The sequence below is a fragment of the Micropruina sp. genome (genome assembly GCF_027492755.1).
In the GTDB taxonomy this organism is placed as follows: domain Bacteria; phylum Actinomycetota; class Actinomycetes; order Propionibacteriales; family Propionibacteriaceae; genus Micropruina.
This window is the reverse complement of the sequence record NZ_JAPUED010000056.1, coordinates 1-19,762: the sequence shown is the minus strand read 5'-3', so window position 1 is coordinate 19,762 and position 19,762 is coordinate 1. Positions and strand designations below refer to the sequence as shown.

20 protein-coding genes are annotated in these 19,762 nt (G+C 69.3%); 19 read left to right on the top strand and 1 reads right to left on the bottom strand.

Annotation, left to right across the window (positions count from 1 at the left end; translation table 11 throughout):
- The 10 genes from Q0066_RS03815 to nusB all read left to right on the top strand — a co-directional run.
- Positions 1 to 383: DHHA1 domain-containing protein (locus Q0066_RS03815; RefSeq protein ID WP_298130219.1), on the top strand; the 383-nt coding region annotated here is incomplete at its 5' end.
- An 86-nt stretch (positions 384 to 469) separates the two neighbouring features.
- Positions 470 to 982 (top strand): Holliday junction resolvase RuvX, encoded by a 513-nt coding sequence (gene ruvX, locus Q0066_RS03810; protein WP_298130217.1) that lies wholly within the window; start codon positions 470 to 472, stop codon positions 980 to 982.
- A 20-nt stretch (positions 983 to 1,002) separates the two neighbouring features.
- On the top strand, positions 1,003 to 2,145 hold the full coding sequence (mltG, locus tag Q0066_RS03805) for an endolytic transglycosylase MltG (RefSeq protein WP_298130215.1): 1,143 nt from the start codon (positions 1,003 to 1,005) through the stop codon (positions 2,143 to 2,145).
- A complete protein-coding gene (locus Q0066_RS03800; RefSeq protein WP_298130213.1) occupies positions 2,142 to 2,966 on the top strand; it encodes a shikimate dehydrogenase in 825 nt (274 codons plus the stop codon). The genes mltG and Q0066_RS03800 overlap by 4 nt, the downstream gene beginning before the upstream one ends.
- 13 nt (positions 2,967 to 2,979) lie before the next feature.
- Positions 2,980 to 4,167 carry a chorismate synthase gene (gene aroC, locus Q0066_RS03795; RefSeq protein ID WP_298130210.1) on the top strand — a complete coding sequence of 396 codons (1,188 nt, stop codon included), beginning with the start codon at positions 2,980 to 2,982 and terminating at the stop codon, positions 4,165 to 4,167.
- On the top strand, positions 4,164 to 4,679 hold the full coding sequence (locus Q0066_RS03790; RefSeq protein ID WP_298130208.1) for a shikimate kinase: 516 nt from the start codon (positions 4,164 to 4,166) through the stop codon (positions 4,677 to 4,679). Before aroC ends, Q0066_RS03790 begins: the two co-directional genes overlap by 4 nt.
- Positions 4,676 to 5,773: a 3-dehydroquinate synthase gene (gene aroB / locus Q0066_RS03785; protein ID WP_366521494.1), complete on the top strand. Its 1,098-nt coding sequence runs from the start codon at positions 4,676 to 4,678 to the stop codon at positions 5,771 to 5,773. The genes Q0066_RS03790 and aroB overlap by 4 nt, the downstream gene beginning before the upstream one ends.
- Positions 5,773 to 6,489, top strand: a complete 717-nt coding sequence (locus tag Q0066_RS03780) for an FMN-binding negative transcriptional regulator (protein ID WP_298130207.1) — start codon at positions 5,773 to 5,775, stop codon at positions 6,487 to 6,489. Before aroB ends, Q0066_RS03780 begins: the two co-directional genes overlap by 1 nt.
- A 206-nt stretch (positions 6,490 to 6,695) precedes the next feature.
- A complete protein-coding gene (gene efp / locus Q0066_RS03775) occupies positions 6,696 to 7,253 on the top strand; it encodes an elongation factor P (RefSeq protein ID WP_298130206.1) in 558 nt (185 codons plus the stop codon).
- A gap of 6 nt (positions 7,254 to 7,259) precedes the next feature.
- Entirely contained in the window at positions 7,260 to 7,775 is a 516-nt protein-coding gene (nusB, locus tag Q0066_RS03770; protein WP_298130203.1) for a transcription antitermination factor NusB, read from the top strand.
- A gap of 130 nt (positions 7,776 to 7,905) precedes the next feature.
- Here the strand turns inward: nusB and Q0066_RS03765 are convergent, their stop codons facing one another.
- Positions 7,906 to 8,922: a GNAT family N-acetyltransferase gene (locus Q0066_RS03765; RefSeq protein ID WP_298130200.1), complete on the bottom strand. Its 1,017-nt coding sequence runs from the start codon at positions 8,920 to 8,922 to the stop codon at positions 7,906 to 7,908.
- Between the two features lie 147 nt (positions 8,923 to 9,069).
- Here Q0066_RS03765 and carA point away from each other — a divergent pair, with 147 nt between their 5' ends.
- The 9 genes from carA to metK all read left to right on the top strand — a co-directional run bounded on the left by carA (position 9,070) and on the right by metK (position 19,451).
- Positions 9,070 to 10,275, top strand: coding sequence for a glutamine-hydrolyzing carbamoyl-phosphate synthase small subunit (gene carA, locus Q0066_RS03760; RefSeq protein ID WP_298130198.1), 1,206 nt, complete (start codon positions 9,070 to 9,072; stop codon positions 10,273 to 10,275).
- The gene (gene carB / locus Q0066_RS03755) at positions 10,275 to 13,607 is read left to right on the top strand and encodes a carbamoyl-phosphate synthase large subunit (RefSeq protein WP_298130196.1); all 3,333 of its coding nucleotides are present in this window, start codon (positions 10,275 to 10,277) and stop codon (positions 13,605 to 13,607) included. The genes carA and carB overlap by 1 nt, the downstream gene beginning before the upstream one ends.
- The gene (locus Q0066_RS03750; RefSeq protein ID WP_298130194.1) at positions 13,604 to 14,674 is read left to right on the top strand and encodes a quinone-dependent dihydroorotate dehydrogenase; all 1,071 of its coding nucleotides are present in this window, start codon (positions 13,604 to 13,606) and stop codon (positions 14,672 to 14,674) included. Before carB ends, Q0066_RS03750 begins: the two co-directional genes overlap by 4 nt.
- Complete coding sequence (gene pyrF / locus Q0066_RS03745) at positions 14,671 to 15,489, top strand: orotidine-5'-phosphate decarboxylase (RefSeq protein WP_298130192.1); 819 nt, start codon at positions 14,671 to 14,673, stop codon at positions 15,487 to 15,489. Before Q0066_RS03750 ends, pyrF begins: the two co-directional genes overlap by 4 nt.
- Before the next feature lie 234 nt (positions 15,490 to 15,723).
- On the top strand, positions 15,724 to 16,041 hold the full coding sequence (gene mihF / locus Q0066_RS03740; RefSeq protein WP_298130190.1) for an integration host factor, actinobacterial type: 318 nt from the start codon (positions 15,724 to 15,726) through the stop codon (positions 16,039 to 16,041).
- The gene (gene gmk, locus Q0066_RS03735) at positions 16,031 to 16,582 is read left to right on the top strand and encodes a guanylate kinase (protein WP_298130189.1); all 552 of its coding nucleotides are present in this window, start codon (positions 16,031 to 16,033) and stop codon (positions 16,580 to 16,582) included. Before mihF ends, gmk begins: the two co-directional genes overlap by 11 nt.
- Before the next feature lie 115 nt (positions 16,583 to 16,697).
- Positions 16,698 to 17,036 carry a DNA-directed RNA polymerase subunit omega gene (gene rpoZ / locus Q0066_RS03730; RefSeq protein ID WP_298130186.1) on the top strand — a complete coding sequence of 113 codons (339 nt, stop codon included), beginning with the start codon at positions 16,698 to 16,700 and terminating at the stop codon, positions 17,034 to 17,036.
- Positions 17,037 to 17,043: 7 nt separating this feature from the next.
- Positions 17,044 to 18,264 (top strand): bifunctional phosphopantothenoylcysteine decarboxylase/phosphopantothenate--cysteine ligase CoaBC, encoded by a 1,221-nt coding sequence (coaBC, locus tag Q0066_RS03725; protein WP_298130183.1) that lies wholly within the window; start codon positions 17,044 to 17,046, stop codon positions 18,262 to 18,264.
- The gene (metK, locus tag Q0066_RS03720; protein ID WP_298130180.1) at positions 18,261 to 19,451 is read left to right on the top strand and encodes a methionine adenosyltransferase; all 1,191 of its coding nucleotides are present in this window, start codon (positions 18,261 to 18,263) and stop codon (positions 19,449 to 19,451) included. The genes coaBC and metK overlap by 4 nt, the downstream gene beginning before the upstream one ends.
- The last annotated feature ends 311 nt before the right edge of the window (positions 19,452 to 19,762 follow it).

Genomic DNA, 19,762 nt, shown 5'->3' with positions numbered 1-19,762 from the left:
GCGAACTGCTGGCCGGCGCGGCCAAGCTCGCCGAGAAGGCGGTCACGGTTGCCGGTGGCATCCGGGTGGTCGCCGAGCAGGTGGACGGCGTCGGTGGGGGAGACCTGCGCACCATGGCGCTCGACATCCGCTCCGCGCTCGGCTCGGACGCGGCCGTGGTCGCCCTGGTCGGCGGCACCGGCGCCAAGCCGGTGATCGCGGTGGCCACCAATGAGGCGGCGCGTGCGCGCGGCGCCAAGGCGGGCGCCCTGGTGGGCGTCGGCGCGGCCCAGCTCGGCGGACGAGGCGGCGGCAAGGACGACTTCGCCCAGGGCGGTGGCTCCAACGGCGCCGCGGCGTCGGACGCCGTCCGTGCGGTCCGTGACGCGGTGGCGGCCCTTTGAGTCGCGAGTCATCGCCGGTCGAGCCTGCGGACGAACTCGACTCACGTCATCCCGGCGGACGCCGGGATCTCGGGTTGGATCAGCACGTGCCCGAGGGTCTCGACAAGCTCGACCAGCGGGCGTCTGGGGGTCTCGACAAGCTCGACCAACCCACTTTCCGGCGTGGCGTCCGGATGGCGCTCGATTGGGGGAAGGCCCGGATCGGGGTCGCTGCCTGTGACGCCGACGGCATGCTCGCCTACCCGGTCGAGACGGTGCCGACCCAGGCGTCTGGACGGCGGCTGCCGCAACTGCTGGCCGAGTACGAACCGATCGAGGTGATCGTGGGCCTGCCCCGCACCCTGGCCGGTGACGAGGGTCCGGCGGCGGTCCACGTCCGGGCCCAGGTGGCGTCGGTGATCGCGGCACACCCGGCGATCAGCTGGCGTTTCGCCGACGAACGGCTGACCACCGTGGACGCCGGACGCCGGCTGCGTTCGGCCGGTAAGGATGCGCGTCGCCAGCGCGCCATCATCGACCAGGCGGCAGCCGTGGCAATCTTGGAGCAGGCGTTGGCCGTCGAACGGGCGACCGGCCGGGCGCCCGGCGAACCCGCGTGACGAACGAAGGACACTGAAGCATGGCGAATCTCTTCCGCGAACTGCGCGATCCGGAGACCGGCCGTTGGGTACCCAAAGAGGTCTGGTACCGGGTGCGCGGTGCGATCGCGGTCGTCCTGTCGCTGACCGTGCTGATCGGCGGCGGCTGGTTCGTCTACTCCAAGGTGCACGACGCCTGGATCGGCTACCGGACCACTGAGGACTACATCGATCCGGCCGGCGTCGCCGATGTGGTGGTGGAGATTCCGCAGGGTTCGTCGATCAACAAGATCGCCGACATCCTGCTCGCCGCCGACGTCGTTCGCACCGGCAAGGCGTTCGAGCGTGCGGCCGGGTCTGACCCGAATGCCCGCAAGATCCAGTACGGGCTGTACAAGATGCGCACCCAGATTCCGGCGAAGACCGCGCTGCAGATGTTGCTCGACCCGGCCAACCAGATCAAGAACCAGTACCAGATCCGCGAGGGGCTGCGGCTCACCGAGGTGATCACCGCGCTGGCGGCATCGACCAAGGTGCCCGAGAAGGACCTGCAGGCCGCGCTCAAGAACCGCAAGCAGTTCGATCTGCCGAGTTGGGTCGGCAAGAGCGACGAGGGTTTCATCTTCCCCGACACCTACAACCTGCCGCTGAAACCCACCGCGCAGTCGGTGCTGAAAGCGCCGATCAACGAGTTCAAGAAGACCGTGCAGGATCTGGCCTTCGAAGAGCGAGCCAACGCTCTGGGTTACAAGCCCTACGACGTGCTGATCATGGCCAGCATCATCGAGCGCGAGGTGTTCCGCGACGAGGATCGGGCCAAGGTGGCCCGGGTGTTCTACAACCGGCTGGCCAAGGGCATGCCGCTGCAGTCGGACGCCACCGTCGCCTATGCCGCGAAGAAGACCGGAACGGTGTGGACCACCTCCAAGGAGCGCAAGAGCAACTCGCTCTACAACACCTACAAGCACAAGGGTCTGCCGCCCGGGCCGATCACGGCACCGGCGAAGAAGGCGATGGAGGCCGCGCTCAACCCCGCCGACGGCAAATGGCTGTACTTCGTGCCGATCAACCTGGACACCGGCGAAACGGTGTTCTCCGAAACCCTCGCCGAGCACAACGCCGCCACCGCCAAACTGCACCAGTGGTGCCTGGCCAGCCCGGAGAACCGGAAGAAGTGCTCGTGAGGCCACAGGCCGCCGTCCTCGGGTCACCGATCGCGCATTCGCTGTCGCCGGTGATCCACGCGGCCGCCTACGCGCACCTCGGCCTGGACTGGAGTTACGGACGCGTCGAGTTGCAGCCGGGCGGGTTCGCCGACTTCGTGAACGGGTTGGACGACTCCTGGCGCGGGTTGAGTGTCACCATGCCGCTGAAGGAAGTGGCCGCCGAGTGCGGCATCCCCGATGAGGACGTCCGGCTCACCGGGGTGGCGAACACCGTGGTGTTCGGGGAGCAGCGGCGGGTCTACAACACCGACATCGCCGGCCTGGCCGACGCGCTGGCGGCGTCCGGACTGTCGGGTCTGCGGGTCGCCACCCTGATCGGCAACGGGGCCACCGCCCGGTCGGCGCTGGTCGCGCTGGCCCGCGGCGGCGTCCGGCTCGTCGAGGTGCAGGGCCGCAACCCCGAGCGGCTCGCCGCCTTCCGGGAGTGGGCGGAGCGGCTGGGTGTCGAGGTGCAACCCCGCACCCTGGGGGCGCCGCTCGACCCGGCCAGCGAACTGCTGGTCTCGACCGTGCCGTCCGCCGCGTTGGAGGGACGCCTCGACTCGCTCGAGGTGGAGTACTGCCCGGCGCTGCGTGGAGTGTTCGACGTGATCTACCACCCGTGGCCGACACCGCTGGCCGAACGGGCCGAGACCGCCGGACGGGTGGTCGGCAACGGGCTCGATCTGCTCGTCTACCAGGCCCGGCACCAGGTCCGGTTGATGACCGGACGCGACGTCCCGGTGGAGGTGTTGGTGTCTGCCGTGCGGGCAGTGACGGAGGCCGGCGTCGGGTCGTGACAGACTCGCGATCATGCTGCGTTACCTGACTGCCGGGGAGTCCCATGGCCGCGCCCTGGTGGCGACCATCGAAGGCATTCCCGCCCATGTCAGGGTCTCGACCACCGACATCGCCGAGGCACTGGCCCGACGGCGGCTGGGCGCCGGCCGCGGTGCCCGGATGAAGTTCGAGGCCGACGAGGTGACGATGTTGACCGGCCTCCGGCACGGCGAGACGCTGGGTTCGCCGATCGCGATCATGATCGGCAACACCGAGTGGCCCAAGTGGGAGACGGTGATGGCTCCCGACGAGGTGGACGCCGAGGTGCTGGCCGCGCAGGCCCGCAACGCTCCGCTGACCCGCCCGCGTCCGGGGCATGCCGACCTGGCCGGCATGCAGAAGTACGACTGGGACGAGGCCCGTCCGATCCTGGAGCGTGCCTCCGCGCGAGAGACCGCCGCCCGCGTCGCGCTGGGCCGGGTGGCCAGCAACTTCCTGCAGCAGGCCTGCGGCATCACCATCGTCAGCCATGTCGTCGAACTCGGTCCGATCCGCTCCACGGGCACCCGGGTGCCGACCCTGGACGACCGCGACGCCATCGACGCCGACCCCGTCCGCTGCCTGGACGCCGAGTCCAGCGCCGCCATGCAGGACGAGATCGCCGCCTGCCAGAAGGCCGGCGACACTCTGGGTGGCGTGGTCGAGGTGGTGGCGCACGGCGTCCCCGCCGGCCTGGGCTCGCACAGCCAGGGCGACCGGCGGCTGGACTCGAAGCTGGCCGGTGCGCTGATGGGCATTCAGGCGATCAAGGGCGTCGAGGTCGGCGACGGTTTCGACCTGGCCCGCACCCGCGGCAGCCTGGCCCACGACGAGATGGAACCGGGACCGGGTGGTGTGGTCCGGCTGCGCAACCGGTCCGGTGGCACCGAGGGCGGCATGAGCAACGGTGAGCCGCTGCGCGTCCGGGCCGCTATGAAGCCGATCGCGACCATTCCGCGGGCCCTGCGCACCATCGACGTGACCACCGGCGAACCGGCCGTCGCCCACCATCAGCGCTCCGACGTGTGCGCCGTTCCGGCCGCCGGCGTGGTCGCCGAGGCGATGGTGGCGCTGGTGCTGGCCGAGGCCGTCCTGGAGAAGTTCGGCGGCGACTCGGTCGCCGAAACCAGCCGGAACCTGGCCGGTTACCGTGAGCGCCTCGCGCAGCGAGGGCTGAGGTGACGTCGGGTCACCGCATCGCAGTCATCGGCGCACCGGGGGCCGGCAAGACCACGGTGGGCCATGCCCTGGCGAGCCGGCTGGGGCTGCCGTTCGTCGACGTGGACGCCACGATCGAGACCGAGCAGGGCCAACTGATCCGGGAGATCTTCGCCGACTCCGGCGAAGCGCACTTCCGCGCACTGGAACGTGACGCGACGGTTGCCGCACTGGCCGAGCCCGGCGTGGTCGCGGTGGGCGGCGGCGCCGTGCTGACCTCCGAAGTGGCTGACGCGTTGCGTGATGTCACGGTGGTTTGGCTGCAGGTCTCGGTCGCGCAGGCCAGCCGGCGGCTCGGGCTGAACCAGGCCGGTGTCCTGGTGCTGGGCAATCTGCGGGCCACTCTCATCAAACAGCTCGCGGAGCGGACGCCCGTGTATCAGAATCTGGCCACCATCAGCGTAGACACCGATCATGCCGAGGTAGCGGCGATCGTGGAACAAGTCATGGCAGAACTGAAGGAGGACGACCGGTGAGAATCTCGGCCATCGATGTGACCGCCGAACGCCCCTATCAGGTGGTGGTCGGGCAGGGTGCGCTGGAACTGCTGCCCCAGTACGTGGCCGAGCAGGGGCGGATCGCGGTGATCCATCCGCCGGTGCTGCGCGAGCAAGCGTCCAAGCTCCGGTCGGCCTGCGACTGCCAGACGTTGAGCATCGAGGTGCCGGCGGCCGAAGCGGCCAAGACCGGCGAGACGCTGCAGCGCTGCTGGGACGCGCTGGCCGAGGCCGGCTTCACCCGCTCCGACGCCATCATCGGCCTGGGCGGGGGAGCGACCACCGATCTGGCCGGTTTCGTCGCCTCCACCTGGCTGCGCGGCGTCACCTACGTGTCGGTGCCGACCACGGTGCTGGGCATGGTGGACGCCGCCGTCGGCGGCAAGACCGGAATCAACCTGAGCGCCGGCAAGAACCTGGTCGGCACCTTCTACGAGCCGTACACGGTGCTGTGCGACCTGTCCTTCCTGGAGGGACTGCCGGTTGAGGAGATCCGCTCCGGGATGGCCGAGGTGGTGAAGGCCGGCTTCATCGCCGATCCGGCCATCCTGACCATCATCGAGGACGACCCGGCCGCGGCGCTCGACCCGAAGGGCGAAGTGATGTGTGCGCTGGTCAAGCGGGCGATCGAGGTGAAGGCGGCCGTGGTCGGCGACGACCTGCGGGAACGGACGTCGGTGGGACGCGACCTCGGACGCGAACTGCTCAACTACGGCCACACCTTGGGTCACGCCATCGAGCGTCACCAGCGGTACACCTGGCGGCACGGTGAAGCGATCAGCGTCGGCATGGCCTTCGTCGCAGAGCTGAGCCGCCGGGCGGGTCGCCTCGACGACGACACCGCCGGACGGCACGGCCGGGTGCTGCGGGCGCTCGGATTGCCGACCAGTTACCCGGCCGATGCCTGGCCGGAGCTGCGTGAGGCGATGAACCTGGACAAGAAGACCCGCGCCAGCACCCTGCGGTTCGTGATCCTCGAGCAGTTGGCCCGCGCGGCCATCCTGGAGAGCCCGGACGAGGATCTGCTGCGCGAGACCTTTGAGGCACTTGGTTCGTCCGAGACACTGGGCTGATGTACACGCCGCGCCACTTCACCATGCCGCCGGAACTGCAGGAACGGATCCTGGCCGCGCCCGGCGTCGGCGACCTGATCACCCATGGGCCGTCCGGGTTGCTGGCCACCCACCTGCCGTATCTCTTCGACGCGGACATGGGCGAGCAGGGCAGCCTGGTGCTGCACGTGGCGCGTCCGAACGCCCAGTGGCGCGAGGCGGTCACCGGGGAGGCGTTGTTCCTCATCACCGCCGCCACCGACTACATCTCGTCGCTGTGGTACCCGAGCGCGCCGGCGTCCGGGAAGTACATCCCGACCTGGGACTACGCCACCCTGCACATCTATGGCCAGCTGATCGCCCACGACGACCTGGACTGGACGACGATGGCCGCCGAGAGGCTGATGAAGGCCCACGAGCGCACCCTCGGCATGGAGGACATGCCCGCCGACTACGTCGCCGGCCAGCTGCGCGCCATCGTCGGCCTGCAACTGCAGATCACCCGGATCGAGGCGAAGGCGAAGCTCAGCCAGAACCGGACCCCCGACGACGTCCGCGGCGTCATCGACGGCCTGACCGGGGCCGGTGCCGACGACAGCGCCGCCCTGGTCGAGGAGTTTGGACTCCCACCCGCCGAACGCCGCGCCGCCCTGATCGCCGACGTCGCCGCCCGCCACCGCCCCGGCGACGACAGCCTCTCCACCGGCCAGATCATCGCCACCCCCACGCCTCGCTGACCCGTCAGTAACCCCGGGGAAGGTTCTCCCGGTCACCGGGGACCGTTCCTTCGGTCACCGGACGCGCGGAGGAGGTGGCCAGGAGAACCGTCCCCGATGGCTCGGACTCCGGTCGCGGGCCTCGATGTTTCGCCCGGTTCGTCGTCACAGCCCTCCCGCACTACACTGAGCGGTCGGCTCGCAATCGGTGAACGAAGGGTTTTCACGTGGCTTCCACCAACGATCTGAAGAACGGCATGGTGCTCGACCTCGACGGTCAGCTCTGGCAGGTGCTGTGGTTCCAGCACCACAAGCCGGGCAAGGGCAACACCGTGGTGCGCACGAAGCTCAAGCACGTGCTCAGCGGCAAGGTGGTCGACCGCACGTTCAACTCCGACACCAAGGTGGACACCGCCAACGTCGACCGGCGCGAGATGCAGTACCTGTACCACGACGGCGACGGCTACGTGTTCATGGACACCGCCACCTACGACCAGATGACGATCACCGACGAGACCATCGGCGACGCCAAGAACTACCTGCTGGAGAACCAGAACGCCACCGTCGCGCTGCACGAGGGCAACCCGCTCTACGTCGACCTGCCGGCGTCGGTGGAGCTCGAGGTGACCTACACCGAACCGGGCCTGCAGGGTGACCGTTCCACCGGCGGCACCAAGCCCGCCACCGTCGAGACCGGGCTGCAGATCCAGGTGCCGCTGTTCATCACCACCGGCGAGCGGGTCAAGGTCGACACCCGCGACGGCAGCTACCTGGGTCGGGTCTGACCGCCGGTGGCCGCCGATCCTGCGGTAACCACGCCGCGCCAGCGGATCACCACGCCCGACGGCACGGTCGCCGAGCTGATCGAGACCCGTCCGACGACACAGCCCGGACGTGGCTCGTCCCGCACCAAGGCGCGCAAGCGTGCGCTGGACATCCTCTTCGAGGCCGACCTGCGCGGTGTGGACGCCACTGAGCCGCTGGCGCTGCACATCGCCGAGGCCGACCCGCCGGTGCGTCCGTTCACCACCACGCTGGTGAACGGTGTCACTGCGCGCAAGACCGAGATCGACACGCTGATCGCCGACTGCCTGGCCACCGGCTGGACGATGGAGCGGATGCCGCGCGTCGACCGCTGCCTGGCCCGCATCGCGCTGTGGGAGATGCTGGACGGCACCACGTCCGCCGAGGTCGCCCTCGAGCAGGCCGTCAGCCTGGCCCAGGAACTCTCCACGGACGACTCGGCGACCTTCCTCAACGGCGTGCTCGCCCGCGCCCGGGAGAAGATCACCGCCGGCCTCGACTGAGGCCCTTGCCGAAGCCTCTAGCTCGTCAAATGGCGACCGATTCGGGACCTACTTCGCCTGGTTGGGCGTGGATCACCCCGGAATCGGTCGCTGATCCGCGAGCCGACCGCACCGGACTCGGATTCCGCGATCAGGCCCGGGGCCACTTGTGGAAGTCGAAGCCGACCAGCCGCCGGTACATGCCCACCGACTCGTACAGGTGGGTGGCGCCGGTCGGGCTCTCGGCGTCCACGTGCAGCTTGACGGCGCTGCGGCCGTCGGCTGCGTAGCGGGTGAAGCTGGTGCGCAGCAGCGCCTTCGCGACACCCCGTCCGCGCCCTTGCCGCAGCACGCCGAGATTCGCCACATAGCCGGCGTTGTCGGCTTCGAGATACGAGTTGTGCCCCATCAGTCCGCCGACGGCCTCGCCGTCGATCTCAGCGAGATACCAGTGGGTCGGATCGGCGAGCTGGTCGGAGTGCTTGGCCTCCACCCAATCCTCGAAGCTGCGCAGCTGGAAGTCGTAGTGGTCGCGGAACGACTCGCTGATGATCTGGTACATCGTCCTCAGGTCGACGGCGCCGTCATCGGGCACCTCCGCCTGCCTGACCACCACCGGGGAGGCAGGATCCGGTTCCGGCGCGACATAGCCGTCCAGGTCGATCTGCATCTCGATGAAGGCACGCATCTGCTGGAACCCGAACGCCTCGGCGTGCCGCCGGGTGAGCGCGTCGTGCTCGTTGACCCACAGATCCAGTCGCGGGCCGGTGACCCCGAGATCATCGGCGGTCGTCAGTGCGACCTTTTCCGCCCACGCCAGGCCGGCTTCCCACAGCTCATCGACCAGTTCGGCGGGCAACGACCGGTCGATCGCCACCTGCGCCCAGTACTTGTCGTCGAAGTTGCGGAACACCCGCCACACTCCGATCAGGACGCCGTCGCGCTGCAGAACCAGCGCGGTGTTGCGTTCCAACGCGCGGGGCGTGTCGAACCACTCGTCGACCTCGCCGACGCTCAGGGACGTCTCGCCCATCGCGGCCAGTTCGTCGGCCCGCAGCAGCGTGAGAAGCGCCGGGACGTCGTCCGCGCCGGCCGTCCGGACGGTGATGCCCTCGGGTAGCGGTGCCGGAGTCACTGTTCGCCGGGTGGTGCTGCTGTTGTCGGTCACGTCCCACGACCCTACCGGTGAGCCCGGACGGGGAGCTCGGCCGACGGCGTAGCACGGCGTCCATACGGACCTCGGCGGTCGGGAGGACCGTCCAGCTTTGCTAGTCTTTCGTGAGTTTGAGCCCGCCCCGGCGGGGAAAGGACTTTCATGCCTTCAGGCTTCTTCGATCACGAACAGACTCCGGCTTTGTTGGTTCTCGAAGATGGGCGGTCCTTTCGCGGCGTGTCCTTCGGGGCGGCCGGCGAAGCCTTCGGTGAGGCGGTGTTCTCCACCGGCATGTCGGGCTACCAGGAGACGCTCACCGACCCGAGCTATCACCGCCAGGTGGTGGTGGCCACCGCGCCGCACATCGGCAACACCGGCTGGAACGACGAGGACGACGAATCGTCTCGTATCTGGGTGGCCGGCTACGTCGTCCGGGACCTCTCCCGGGTGCGCTCCAACTGGCGCTCCAACCGCTCGCTGGACGAGGAACTCCGTAACCAGGGCGTGGTCGGCATCGCTGAGATCGACACCCGGGCGCTGACCCGGCACCTGCGCGAGCGCGGCGCCATGCGGGTCGGCATCTCGACGACCGAACTCGACTCGACCAAGCTGCTGGCCAAGGTCCGCGAGGTGCCGGCGATGGCCGGCTCCGACCTGGTCGCCGACGTCACCTTGACTGCCGAGAAGGTGCTGCCGGCGGTGGGCGAGAAGCGGTTCACGGTCGCCGCCATCGACCTCGGCATCAAGGACATGACCCCGACCCGGATGGCCGAGCGCGGCATCGAGGTGCACCTGCTGCCGGCGTCGGTCACCCTGGACGAGCTGACCACCCTGAACCCGGACGGCGTCTTCTTCTCCAACGGCCCCGGCGACCCGGCCACGGCCGACGCCCCGATGGAGCTGCTGCAGGGCGTCCTCGATGCGGGCATTCCCTACTTCGGCATCTGCTTCGGCAACCAGATCTTCGGACGCGCCCTCGGCTTCGGCACCTACAAGCTGAAATACGGTCACCGCGGGATCAACCAGCCGGTCAAGGATCTGCGCACCGGCAAGGTCGAGATCACCGCCCAGAACCACGGCTTCGCCGTCGACGCGCCGCTCGACAAGGCCACCGCGACCCGCTGGGGCAACGCCCGGGTCAGCCACATCTGCCTCAACGACGACGTGGTCGAGGGCCTCGAGCTCACCGACGACGCCGACAACCTGCTGTCCTTCTCGGTGCAGTACCACCCCGAGGCGGCCGCGGGCCCACACGATTCGGCCTACCTGTTCGACCGCTTCGTCGACGTGATGGCCCGACGCCGAGACGGCGCCGGCGGGAGAGCCGAGCACCACCCCACCCAGAGCAACACCGACCAGGAGAACTGATGCCCAAGCGGACCGACATCTCCTCGATTCTGGTGGTCGGCTCCGGGCCGATCGTGATCGGCCAGGCCTGCGAGTTCGACTACTCGGGCACCCAGGCGTGCCGGGTGCTGCGCGAGGAGGGCTACCGGGTGATCCTGGTGAACTCCAACCCGGCCACGATCATGACCGACCCCGAGTTCGCCGACGCCACCTACGTCGAGCCGATCCAGCCCGACTACCTGGAGAAGGTGATCGCCGCCGAGCGTCCGGACGCGCTGCTCGCCACCCTGGGCGGGCAGACCGCGCTGAACGCCGCGGTCGCGCTGCATGAGCGCGGTGTGCTGGCCAAGTACGGCGTCGAGCTGATCGGTGCCTCGTTCGAGGCGATCCAGAAGGGCGAGGACCGGGAGAAGTTCAAGGAGATCGTCGAAGCCCTCGACATTCCCGGCACCAATCCCGAGGTCGCCCGCAGCCGGATCTGCCATTCGATGGACGAGGTGCTGGCCGCTGCCGACTCCCTCGGCTACCCGCTGGTGGTGCGGCCGTCCTTCACCATGGGCGGCGTCGGCTCCGGCTTCGCCCACGACGAGGACGAGCTGCGCCGGATCGCCGGCACCGGCCTGTCGGCGTCCCCGGTCACCGAGGTGCTGATCGAGGAGTCGATCCTCGGCTGGAAGGAGTACGAGCTCGAGGTGATGCGCGACAAGGCGGACAACGTCGTCATCGTCTGCTCGATCGAGAACCTCGACCCGATGGGGGTGCACACCGGCGACTCGATCACCGTGGCTCCCGCGATGACGCTCACCGACCGCGAATACCAGGCGATGCGCGATGTCGGCATCGGGGTGATCCGGGCGGTCGGCGTCGACACCGGCGGCTGCAACATCCAGTTCGCGATCAACCCCGACAACGGCCGGATGATCGTCATCGAGATGAACCCCCGCGTCTCCCGCTCCTCGGCGCTGGCGTCCAAGGCGACCGGTTTCCCGATCGCCAAGATCGCCGCCAAGGTCGCCGTCGGCTACACCCTGGACGAGATCCCCAACGACATCACCGCCGAGACCCCGGCGTCCTTCGAACCCACGCTCGACTACGTAGTGGTGAAGTGTCCGCGGTTCGCCTTCGAGAAGTTCCCGACCGCCGAGAACACCCTCACCACACACATGAAGAGCGTCGGCGAGGCGATGGCGATCGGCCGCAACTTCACCGAGGCGCTGGGCAAGGCGCTGCGTTCGCTGGAGGACCCCAAGTCCACCTTCGACTTCACCGGTGAGATCACCCAGTCGGTCGACGAGCTGCTGACCGCCGCTTCGCGTCCGCACGACGGCCGGCTCGGCCTGGTGATGAAGGCCTTCCGGGCCGGCGCCACCCCGCAGCAACTGTTCGACGCCACCAAGATCGACCCCTGGTTCCTGGACCAGCTGCAGCTGATCGCCGAGGTCGCCGAACACGTCCGGACGTCGCCCGAACTGACCGCCGACGTGCTGCGGCTGGCCAAGCGGCACGGCATCTCCGACGAGCAGATCGCCCGACTGCGGCACCTCAGCACCGACGTGGTGCGCGGCGTCCGCTGGGCGCTGGGGGTGCGTCCGGTGTTCAAGACCGTCGACACCTGCGCCGCCGAGTTCGCCGCCCGCACGCCGTACCACTACTCGTCCTACGACGAGGAGACCGAGGTGGCGCCGCGCACCAAGCCGGCGGTGCTGATCCTCGGCTCCGGCCCGAACCGGATCGGTCAGGGCATCGAGTTCGACTACTCGTGCGTGCACGCCGCGCTCACCCTGTCGCAGCACGGCTACGAAACGGTGATGATCAACTGCAACCCCGAGACGGTGTCCACCGACTACGACACCTCCGACCGGCTCTACTTCGAGCCGCTCACCCTGGAGGACGTGCTCGAGGTCTACCACGCCGAGTCGCTGGCCGGCCCGGTCGCCGGCGTCATCGTCCAGCTCGGCGGGCAGACCCCGCTCAAGCTGGCCCAGGCGCTCAAGGACGCCGGCGTCCCGATCGTCGGCACCTCGCCGGAAGCGATCCACCTGGCCGAGGAGCGCGGCGCGTTCGGCCGCATCCTGTCCGACAACAAGCTCACCGCGCCCGCCTACGGCATGGCCACCTCGGCCGACGACGCGCTGGAGATCGCGCATGACATCGGCTACCCGGTGCTGGTCCGGCCCTCCTACGTGCTGGGCGGACGCGGCATGGAGATCGTCTACGACGATGATTCGCTGGTCGGCTACATCGAGCGCGCCACGCACATCACGCCCAACTCGCCGGTGCTGGTCGACCGTTTCCTGGACGACGCCATCGAGATCGACGTGGACGCCCTGTTCGACGGCACCGAGCTGTACCTGGGCGGCGTGATGGAGCACATCGAGGAGGCCGGCATCCACTCCGGCGACTCGGCCTGCTCACTGCCGCCGATCACCCTGGGCAGCGAGACCGTCGACCGGATCCGGCTGGCCACCGAAGCGATCGCCCGCGGGGTCGGCGTCCGCGGCCTGATCAACATCCAGTTCGCGCTGCTCGGCGACGTGCTCTACGTGCTGGAAGCCAACCCGCGGGCGTCCCGGACGGTCCCGTTCGTCTCCAAGGCGACCGCGACCCCGCTGGCCAAGGCGGCGTCCCGGATCATGCTGGGCGCCACCATCGCCGAGCTGCGCGCCGATGGCACGCTGCGCGCCGACCGCGACGGGACGGCCCCGCTGGCCTCCGCGCCGCTGGCGGTGAAGGAGGCGGTGATGCCGTTCAACCGGTTCCGCACCGCCGACGGCGCCTGGGTGGACACCCTGCTCGGCCCCGAGATGAAGTCGACCGGCGAGGTGATGGGGCTCGACCTGACCTTCGGGGTGGCGTTCGCGAAGAGCCAGACCGCGTCCTACGGCGATGTGCCGACCCAGGGCTCGGTGTTCGTGTCGGTCGCCAACAGGGACAAGCGGCACGCCATCTTCCCGGTGAAACGCCTTGCCGACCTGGGTTTCAAGGTCTACGCCACCGAGGGGACGGCGCAGGTGCTGCGCCGCAACGACGTCGAGGTCACGGTGCTCCGCAAGGAGACGCAAGGCCCTGGCGCCGACGGCACCAAGACCGTCGTCCAGGCGATCATGGACGGTGAGATCAGCCTGATCTTCAACACCCCGCTCGGGGTTTCCGAAGGTGGCGACCCGCGCCGCGACGGCTGGCAGATCCGCTCCGCGGCCATCCTGTGCGACGTGCCCTGCGTCACCACCGTGCAGGGCCTGTCGGCGGCGGTGCAGGGGATCGAGGCGCTGCGCCGGGGCGGCCTGACGGTCCGTCCGCTGCAGGACTGGAGCGCCGATATGCGTAGCGAACTGGAGGCCGTGCAGCGATGAACCCGCGGGTGAGCCTGGTCGGCGCCGGCTATCGAGGCGTCGTCCGGCCGCTGCTGTTCCGCTCGCACCATGGCGATCCCGAGGGTGTCCACGAGCAGATGATCGGTACTCTGGCCCGGCTCAGCCGCTCGCCGGGGTTCGTGTCGGCCGCCCGGCTGCTGGCCGGCAGCAGAGGCGCCCCCGTCACCGTCGCCGGCATCGATTTCCCGGGACGCGTCGGGCTCGCCGCAGGCATGGACAAGGACGGCCGCGCCGTCCTGGCCTGGCAGGCGCTGGGCTTCGGGTTCGCCGAACTCGGCACCGTCACCGCCCAGGCCCAACCCGGCAACGACAAGCCGCGAGTCTTCCGGCTGAGCAAGTCCAGGGCGCTGATCAACCGGATGGGCTTCAACAACGCCGGTGCCGCCCGGCTGCATCACGAGCTGTCGCTGCTCGGTGTCTATCGCAACAACGACGGGGCCGGCATCCCGATCGGCATCTCCATCGGCAAGACCAAGATCGTGCCCGTCGAGGACGCCGTCGACGACTACCTGACCTCGCTCGACCTGGTCATTCCGCACGCCGACTACGTGGCGATCAACGTGTCCAGCCCGAACACGCCCGGGCTGCGCAGCCTGCAGGACGGGGGAGCGCTGCTCACCCTGCTGAAGGCGCTCGTCGAACGGGCGGCCGGACGCGCGCCGCTGTTCGTCAAGATCGCCCCTGACCTGACCGAACCGCAGATCGACGAGGTGCTCGCCGCCGCCACGGACGCCGGGGTCGCCGGCCTGATCGCCACCAACACCACACTGTCCCGTGACGGCATCGACCCCGCCGAACAGTCACTGGCCGGCGAGGCGGGCGGCCTGTCCGGAGCGCCGCTGACCGTCCGGGCCCGCGAAGTGATCGGCTATCTGGTGTCGCACACCGACCTGCCGGTGATCGCCGCCGGAGGCATCATGACCGCAGACGACGCGTCCGCGATGTTCGATCTGGGCGCCCCGCTGGTGCAGCTGTACACCGGCTTCGTCTACGCCGGACCAGCACTGCCGGCCCGGATCAATGCCCTGACCAGGAGGAACCGATGAGCAGCTACCAGAGCAGACTCGCCAACGCCGTCCAGCAGCGCGGCGCTCTGTGCGTGGGCATCGACCCGCACCCGGGCCTGCTGCGCGCCTGGGGACTCAGCGTGGACGCCGTCGGCGTCGAAGCCTTCGCCCGCCGGGTGGTCGAGGCGGTGGGCACCGAGGTCGCCGTCTTCAAACCACAGTCGGCCTTCTTCGAGATCCACGGCTCGGCCGGTATCGCCGTGCTGGAACGTACCCTCGCCGACATCGCCGAGGCCGGCGCGCTGAGCATCCTGGACGTCAAGCGCGGTGACATCGGCTCCACCATGGACGCCTACGCCGAGGCCTACCTCGCCGACGGCGCGCCGCTGGCCGCCGACGCGATCACCGTGTCGCCCTACCTCGGCTTCGGCTCGCTGCAGCCCGCGTTCGACCTGGCGCACCGCCACGGACGCGGCGTCTACGTGCTGGCCCGGACGTCCAACCCGGAGGGCGGCCAGGTGCAGCTGGCGCTGTGCGGCGATCATGAGGGCTCAGTGGCCCAGGAGATCATCGACTCTGCCGCACGGCTCAACGCCGAGACCGGTCAGAACGCCATCGGCCTGGTCATCGGCGGCACCCACGCCGACCTCGGCTGCGACGTCGGCGCGTTCAACGGCTCCATCCTGGTGCCCGGCATCGGCTTCCAGGGCGGCCGGATCGACGACCTTCCCGCCCTGTTCGGCGCCGCGCTCGAGAACGTGCTGCCCGCCGTCAGCCGCGACGTCCTCGGATCGGGCCCGGACGCCGGCGCGCTCGCCGACCGGGTGCGCTCGCTGCTCGCCATCGGCTTCTGAAGCCCTGGCCGTCGGGCGGCTGCCCGCTGGTCGAACTGGTCGAGACCGAGGTTCCGGGTCCACGCCGTCGCGGCGAACGCCGGGATCTCGCACCACAGGCCGATTCGCCAGGACTGCGGGTCGTCGCGACCTGGCGTCCTATTGGTCGAGCTTGTCGAGAGCCTGACCAGAAGGGTTTCCAGAGAGCGTTTCGCCTTGTAAATTGTGCCCACACAAGGACATCCGGAGGTCACCGTGGCGATACCCCAACTGACGACGGAGCAGCTGCAGGCAGCCCGTGCGGCCGCCACGGAGGCGCGCCGTGCCCGCGCGGCGCTGAAAGCGCGTGTGCGTTCTGGTGAACTGACCCTCGCCGCGGCGCTCGACGAAGCCGCCGCCGACGAGGTGCTTGCCCACGTCAAGGTGATCGACCTGCTCAAGGCGCTGCCGCGGGTGGGCGACAAGCGGGCCGCTTTGGTCATGGAACGGTACGACATCGCCGCCAACCGGCGGATCCGCGGACTCGGACGGCATCAGCTCGCCGGCCTGAAGGCCGAGTTCGGTGAGCGGTGACGTCACCGTCATCTCCGGTCCCACGGCCGTAGGTAAAGGAACAGTCGTTCGCGCCCTGAAACAGGCACATCCCGAGGTCTGGGTGTCGGTGTCGGCGACGACCCGACCCCCGCGACCGGGCGAGGTCGACGGCCAGCACTACTGCTTCGTCAGCAGCGAGGAATTCGACGACTTGCTGGCCACCAACGGCCTGCTCGAGTGGGCGGTGGTGCACGGACGTGACCGCTACGGCACCCCGGCCGCACCCGTCCAGGCCGCTCTGGAGCGCGGCGAGCGGGTCATCCTGGAGATCGACCTGCAGGGCGCCCGGCAGGTCCGAACCTCACTGCCACAAGCCCGGTTGGTGTTCATCGCACCGCCCAACTGGGACGAACTCGTCGCCCGACTGGTGGGCCGGGGCACCGAGACCGCCGAGCAGCGCGAGCGTCGGCTGGCGACGGCGAAGGGCGAACTGGCGGCCGCCGACGAGTTCGATCACGTCATCGTCAACGACGATGTGGGCAGGGCGGTCAATGAGTTGGTAGACTTGCTGAGCTTGTGATTTCTCCAGCCGTGGAAACCGTCCGCGGCGTGGGTCTTCCACAAGCCGAACCACCCGCAGGCGCCCGGACCGTAGCTCGGGCCGAGCGCGCCGCATCAACCCGTGAGGTCATCCTTTGAGCACACACGCCCCCGAAGGCATCATCAACCCGCCGATCGACGAGCTGTTGGAGAAGGTCGACTCCAAGTACCGCCTGGTGCTTTTCGCCGCCAAGCGCGCCCGCCAGATCAACGCCTACTACAGCCAGCTGGGCGAGGGTCTGCTTGAGAACGTGGGTCCGCTGGTCGACACCGGCGTGCAGGAGAAGCCGCTGTCCATCGCGCTGCGCGAGGTGAACGCCGGTGTGCTCGAGTGCACCGAGATCGATCCCGAGGCCGAGGCGGCTGCCCGTGCCGAGGCCGAGGCCGACCCGCAGTTCAGCGATCTCGACCCGTTCAGCGACGACCTGGCCTGATTCTTCGATGAGCCGGATCCTGCTCGGGGTTGCCGGCGGAATCGCCGCGTACAAGGCATGCCTGCTGCTGCGCTTGTTCGCCGAGGCCGGCCACGAGGTGAACGTCGTCCCGACCCCGAGCGCGCTCAATTTCGTCGGTGAGACCACCTGGGCGGCCCTGTCCGGTCATCCGGTGCACACCCAGGTCTGGGCCGACGCCCAGGCCGTGCCGCATGTGGCACTGGGCCGCGCCGCTGAACTGGTGGTGGTCGCGCCGGCAACCGCCGACCTGCTGGCGCGGGCGGCGTCCGGACGGGCCGATGATCTGCTCACCAATGTGCTGCTGACCGCGACGTGTCCGGTGCTGATGGCGCCCGCGATGCACACCGAGATGTGGCTGCATCCGGCCACCCAGGCCAATGTGGCGACCCTGCGCGAGCGTGGCGTGATCGTGCTCGACCCCGATTCCGGACGGCTCACCGGCGCCGACACCGGGCCGGGACGGCTGCCGGAGCCGTCCGAGATCGAGCAGGTGGCGCTGTCCTTGCTGGATGCCGGCGTGACCGGCGCTGCCCGTGCGCGGGACCTGGACGGCGTCCGGCTCACCGTGAGCGCGGGCGGCACCCGCGAGGCACTCGACCCGGTGCGCTACCTGGGCAACCGATCCTCCGGACGGATGGGCCTGGCATTGGCCCGGGCCGCGCTGCTGCGCGGCGCCGACGTCCGGGTCGTTGCCGGTGCGATCACCGCTGCCGTGCCCGGCCGGGCTGAACTGGTCGAGGTGGTCTCGACGGCCGACCTCGCCGACGCGATGGCTGAGGCCTCCGCTGATTCCGACGTCCTGATCATGGCTGCCGCACCCGCCGACTTCACCCCCGGATCGCCCAGCGATCGCAAGCTGAAGAAGGAGGGGGACGCCGGGCTGACCGTGACGTTCACCCAGACCACCGACGTGTTGGCCGGCTTGGTGCGGCAGCGGCGTCCCGGCCAGGTGATCGTCGGCTTCGCCGCTGAGACCGCAGGGTCGCCGTCCGAACTGATGGAACTGGGCCGCGCCAAGCTGGCCCGCAAGGGCTGCGACCTGCTGGTGCTGAACGACGTCAGCGGGGGAGCGGTCTTCGGCGCCGCCGACAACACCGTCGCCATCATCAATGTCGACGGGCCGGTCGCGACCGTCGCCGGTGACAAGAACCTCGTCGCGCATCGCATCCTCGATGCCGTCGCCACTAGCAGAAAGAGCAACCGATGAGCCGCCTGTTCACCTCGGAGTCCGTCACCGAGGGTCATCCCGACAAGCTCGCCGATTCGGTTTCGGACGCCGTCCTGGACGCCATGCTCACCCAGGACGCCGACAGCCGCGTCGCCGTCGAGACCCTGGTCACCACCGGCACCGTCGTGGTGGCCGGCGAGGTCTCCACCACCGGCTACGTCGACATCGCCAAGCTCACCCGGGAACGCATCCTGCAGATCGGCTACGACTCCTCGGACAAGTCGTTCGACGGCGCCTCCTGCGGCGTGCTGGTCTCGCTCGGCGCCCAATCGCCGGACATCGCCCAAGGCGTCGACGACGCCGGCGAGCACCGCGAGGGTGGCTCCGGTGACGCGCTGGACGCCCAGGGCGCCGGCGACCAGGGCCTGATGTTCGGCTACGCCTGCACCGACACGCCGACGCTGATGCCGCTGCCGATCGACATCGCGCACCGGTTGGCCGAGCGGCTGACCGCGGTGCGGCGGGACCGGGAGCTGCCCTTCCTGCTGCCCGACGGCAAGACCCAGGTCACCATCGCCTACGACGGCGATCGTCCGGTCGCTGTGGACACCATCGTGGTGTCGTCGCAGCACACCGGTGCGGCCTCCTACGACCGCGACATCCGGCCCGGCATCCTGCACGAGGTGGTCGAGCCCGTGCTGGCCAAGTACGACGTGTCGACCGACGGGTTGAAGGTGCACATCAACCCGACCGGCAAGTTCGTCATCGGCGGCCCGATGGGTGACGCCGGACTGACCGGTCGCAAGATCATCGTCGACACCTACGGCGGCATGGCCCGGCACGGCGGCGGCGCCTTCTCGGGCAAGGACCCCTCCAAGGTGGACCGCTCCGCCGCCTACGCGATGCGCTGGGTGGCGAAGAACGTGGTTGCCGCAGGCCTGGCCACGCGCTGCGAGGTCCAGGTCGCCTACGCGATCGGCCGGGCGCACCCGGTCGGCTTCTACGCCGACTGCTTCGGCACCGAGAATGTGCCGCTGGAGCAGATCACCGCCGCCGTCCTGGAGGTCTTCGACCTCCGTCCGGCCGCCCTGATCCGCGATCTCGACCTGCTGCGTCCGATCTACTCGCTGACCACCAACTACGGCCACTTCGGACGCGAACTCCCCGAGTTCACCTGGGAACGCACCGATCGCGCCGACGCCCTGGCCAACGCCGTCCGCGGATAACCTTCTCCGCTGGCCGATCCCTCTCGTCGCACGCCCGGGGACGGTTCCTTCTCGTGCGAATCTCGCACGAAGGGGGACGGTTCCTTTTCGTGCGAACTTCGCATGTCGGGGGACGGTTCCTTTCGTGCGGGTCTCGGCCACTGGGGACCGTTCTTTCGGTCGCCGGGAACGGTTCCTTCGGTCACCGGGGAGGGTTCTCTTGGTCGCCGTCGGGTCGCGCGAGTGCCGGCGGACCAATGCCGGAACGGGTCACAGGAACGTCGGTGGCGCCCTCTAGCATCGAGTTCGTGGTTGAGTCGAGGGTTGCACGG

Excerpts from the sequence above, each read along its gene's own strand:
- mltG (WP_298130215.1), top strand. The coding sequence starts at position 1,003 with ATGGCGAATCTCTTCCGCGAACTGCGCGATCCGGAGACCGGCCGTTGG.
- aroC (WP_298130210.1), top strand. The coding sequence starts at position 2,980 with ATGCTGCGTTACCTGACTGCCGGGGAGTCCCATGGCCGCGCCCTGGTG.
- Q0066_RS03780 (WP_298130207.1), top strand. The coding sequence starts at position 5,773 with ATGTACACGCCGCGCCACTTCACCATGCCGCCGGAACTGCAGGAACGG.
- carA (WP_298130198.1), top strand. The coding sequence starts at position 9,070 with ATGCCTTCAGGCTTCTTCGATCACGAACAGACTCCGGCTTTGTTGGTT.
- carB (WP_298130196.1), top strand. The coding sequence starts at position 10,275 with ATGCCCAAGCGGACCGACATCTCCTCGATTCTGGTGGTCGGCTCCGGG.
- Q0066_RS03750 (WP_298130194.1), top strand. The coding sequence starts at position 13,604 with ATGAACCCGCGGGTGAGCCTGGTCGGCGCCGGCTATCGAGGCGTCGTC.
- pyrF (WP_298130192.1), top strand. The coding sequence starts at position 14,671 with ATGAGCAGCTACCAGAGCAGACTCGCCAACGCCGTCCAGCAGCGCGGC.
- coaBC (WP_298130183.1), top strand. The coding sequence starts at position 17,044 with ATGAGCCGGATCCTGCTCGGGGTTGCCGGCGGAATCGCCGCGTACAAG.
- metK (WP_298130180.1), top strand. The coding sequence starts at position 18,261 with ATGAGCCGCCTGTTCACCTCGGAGTCCGTCACCGAGGGTCATCCCGAC.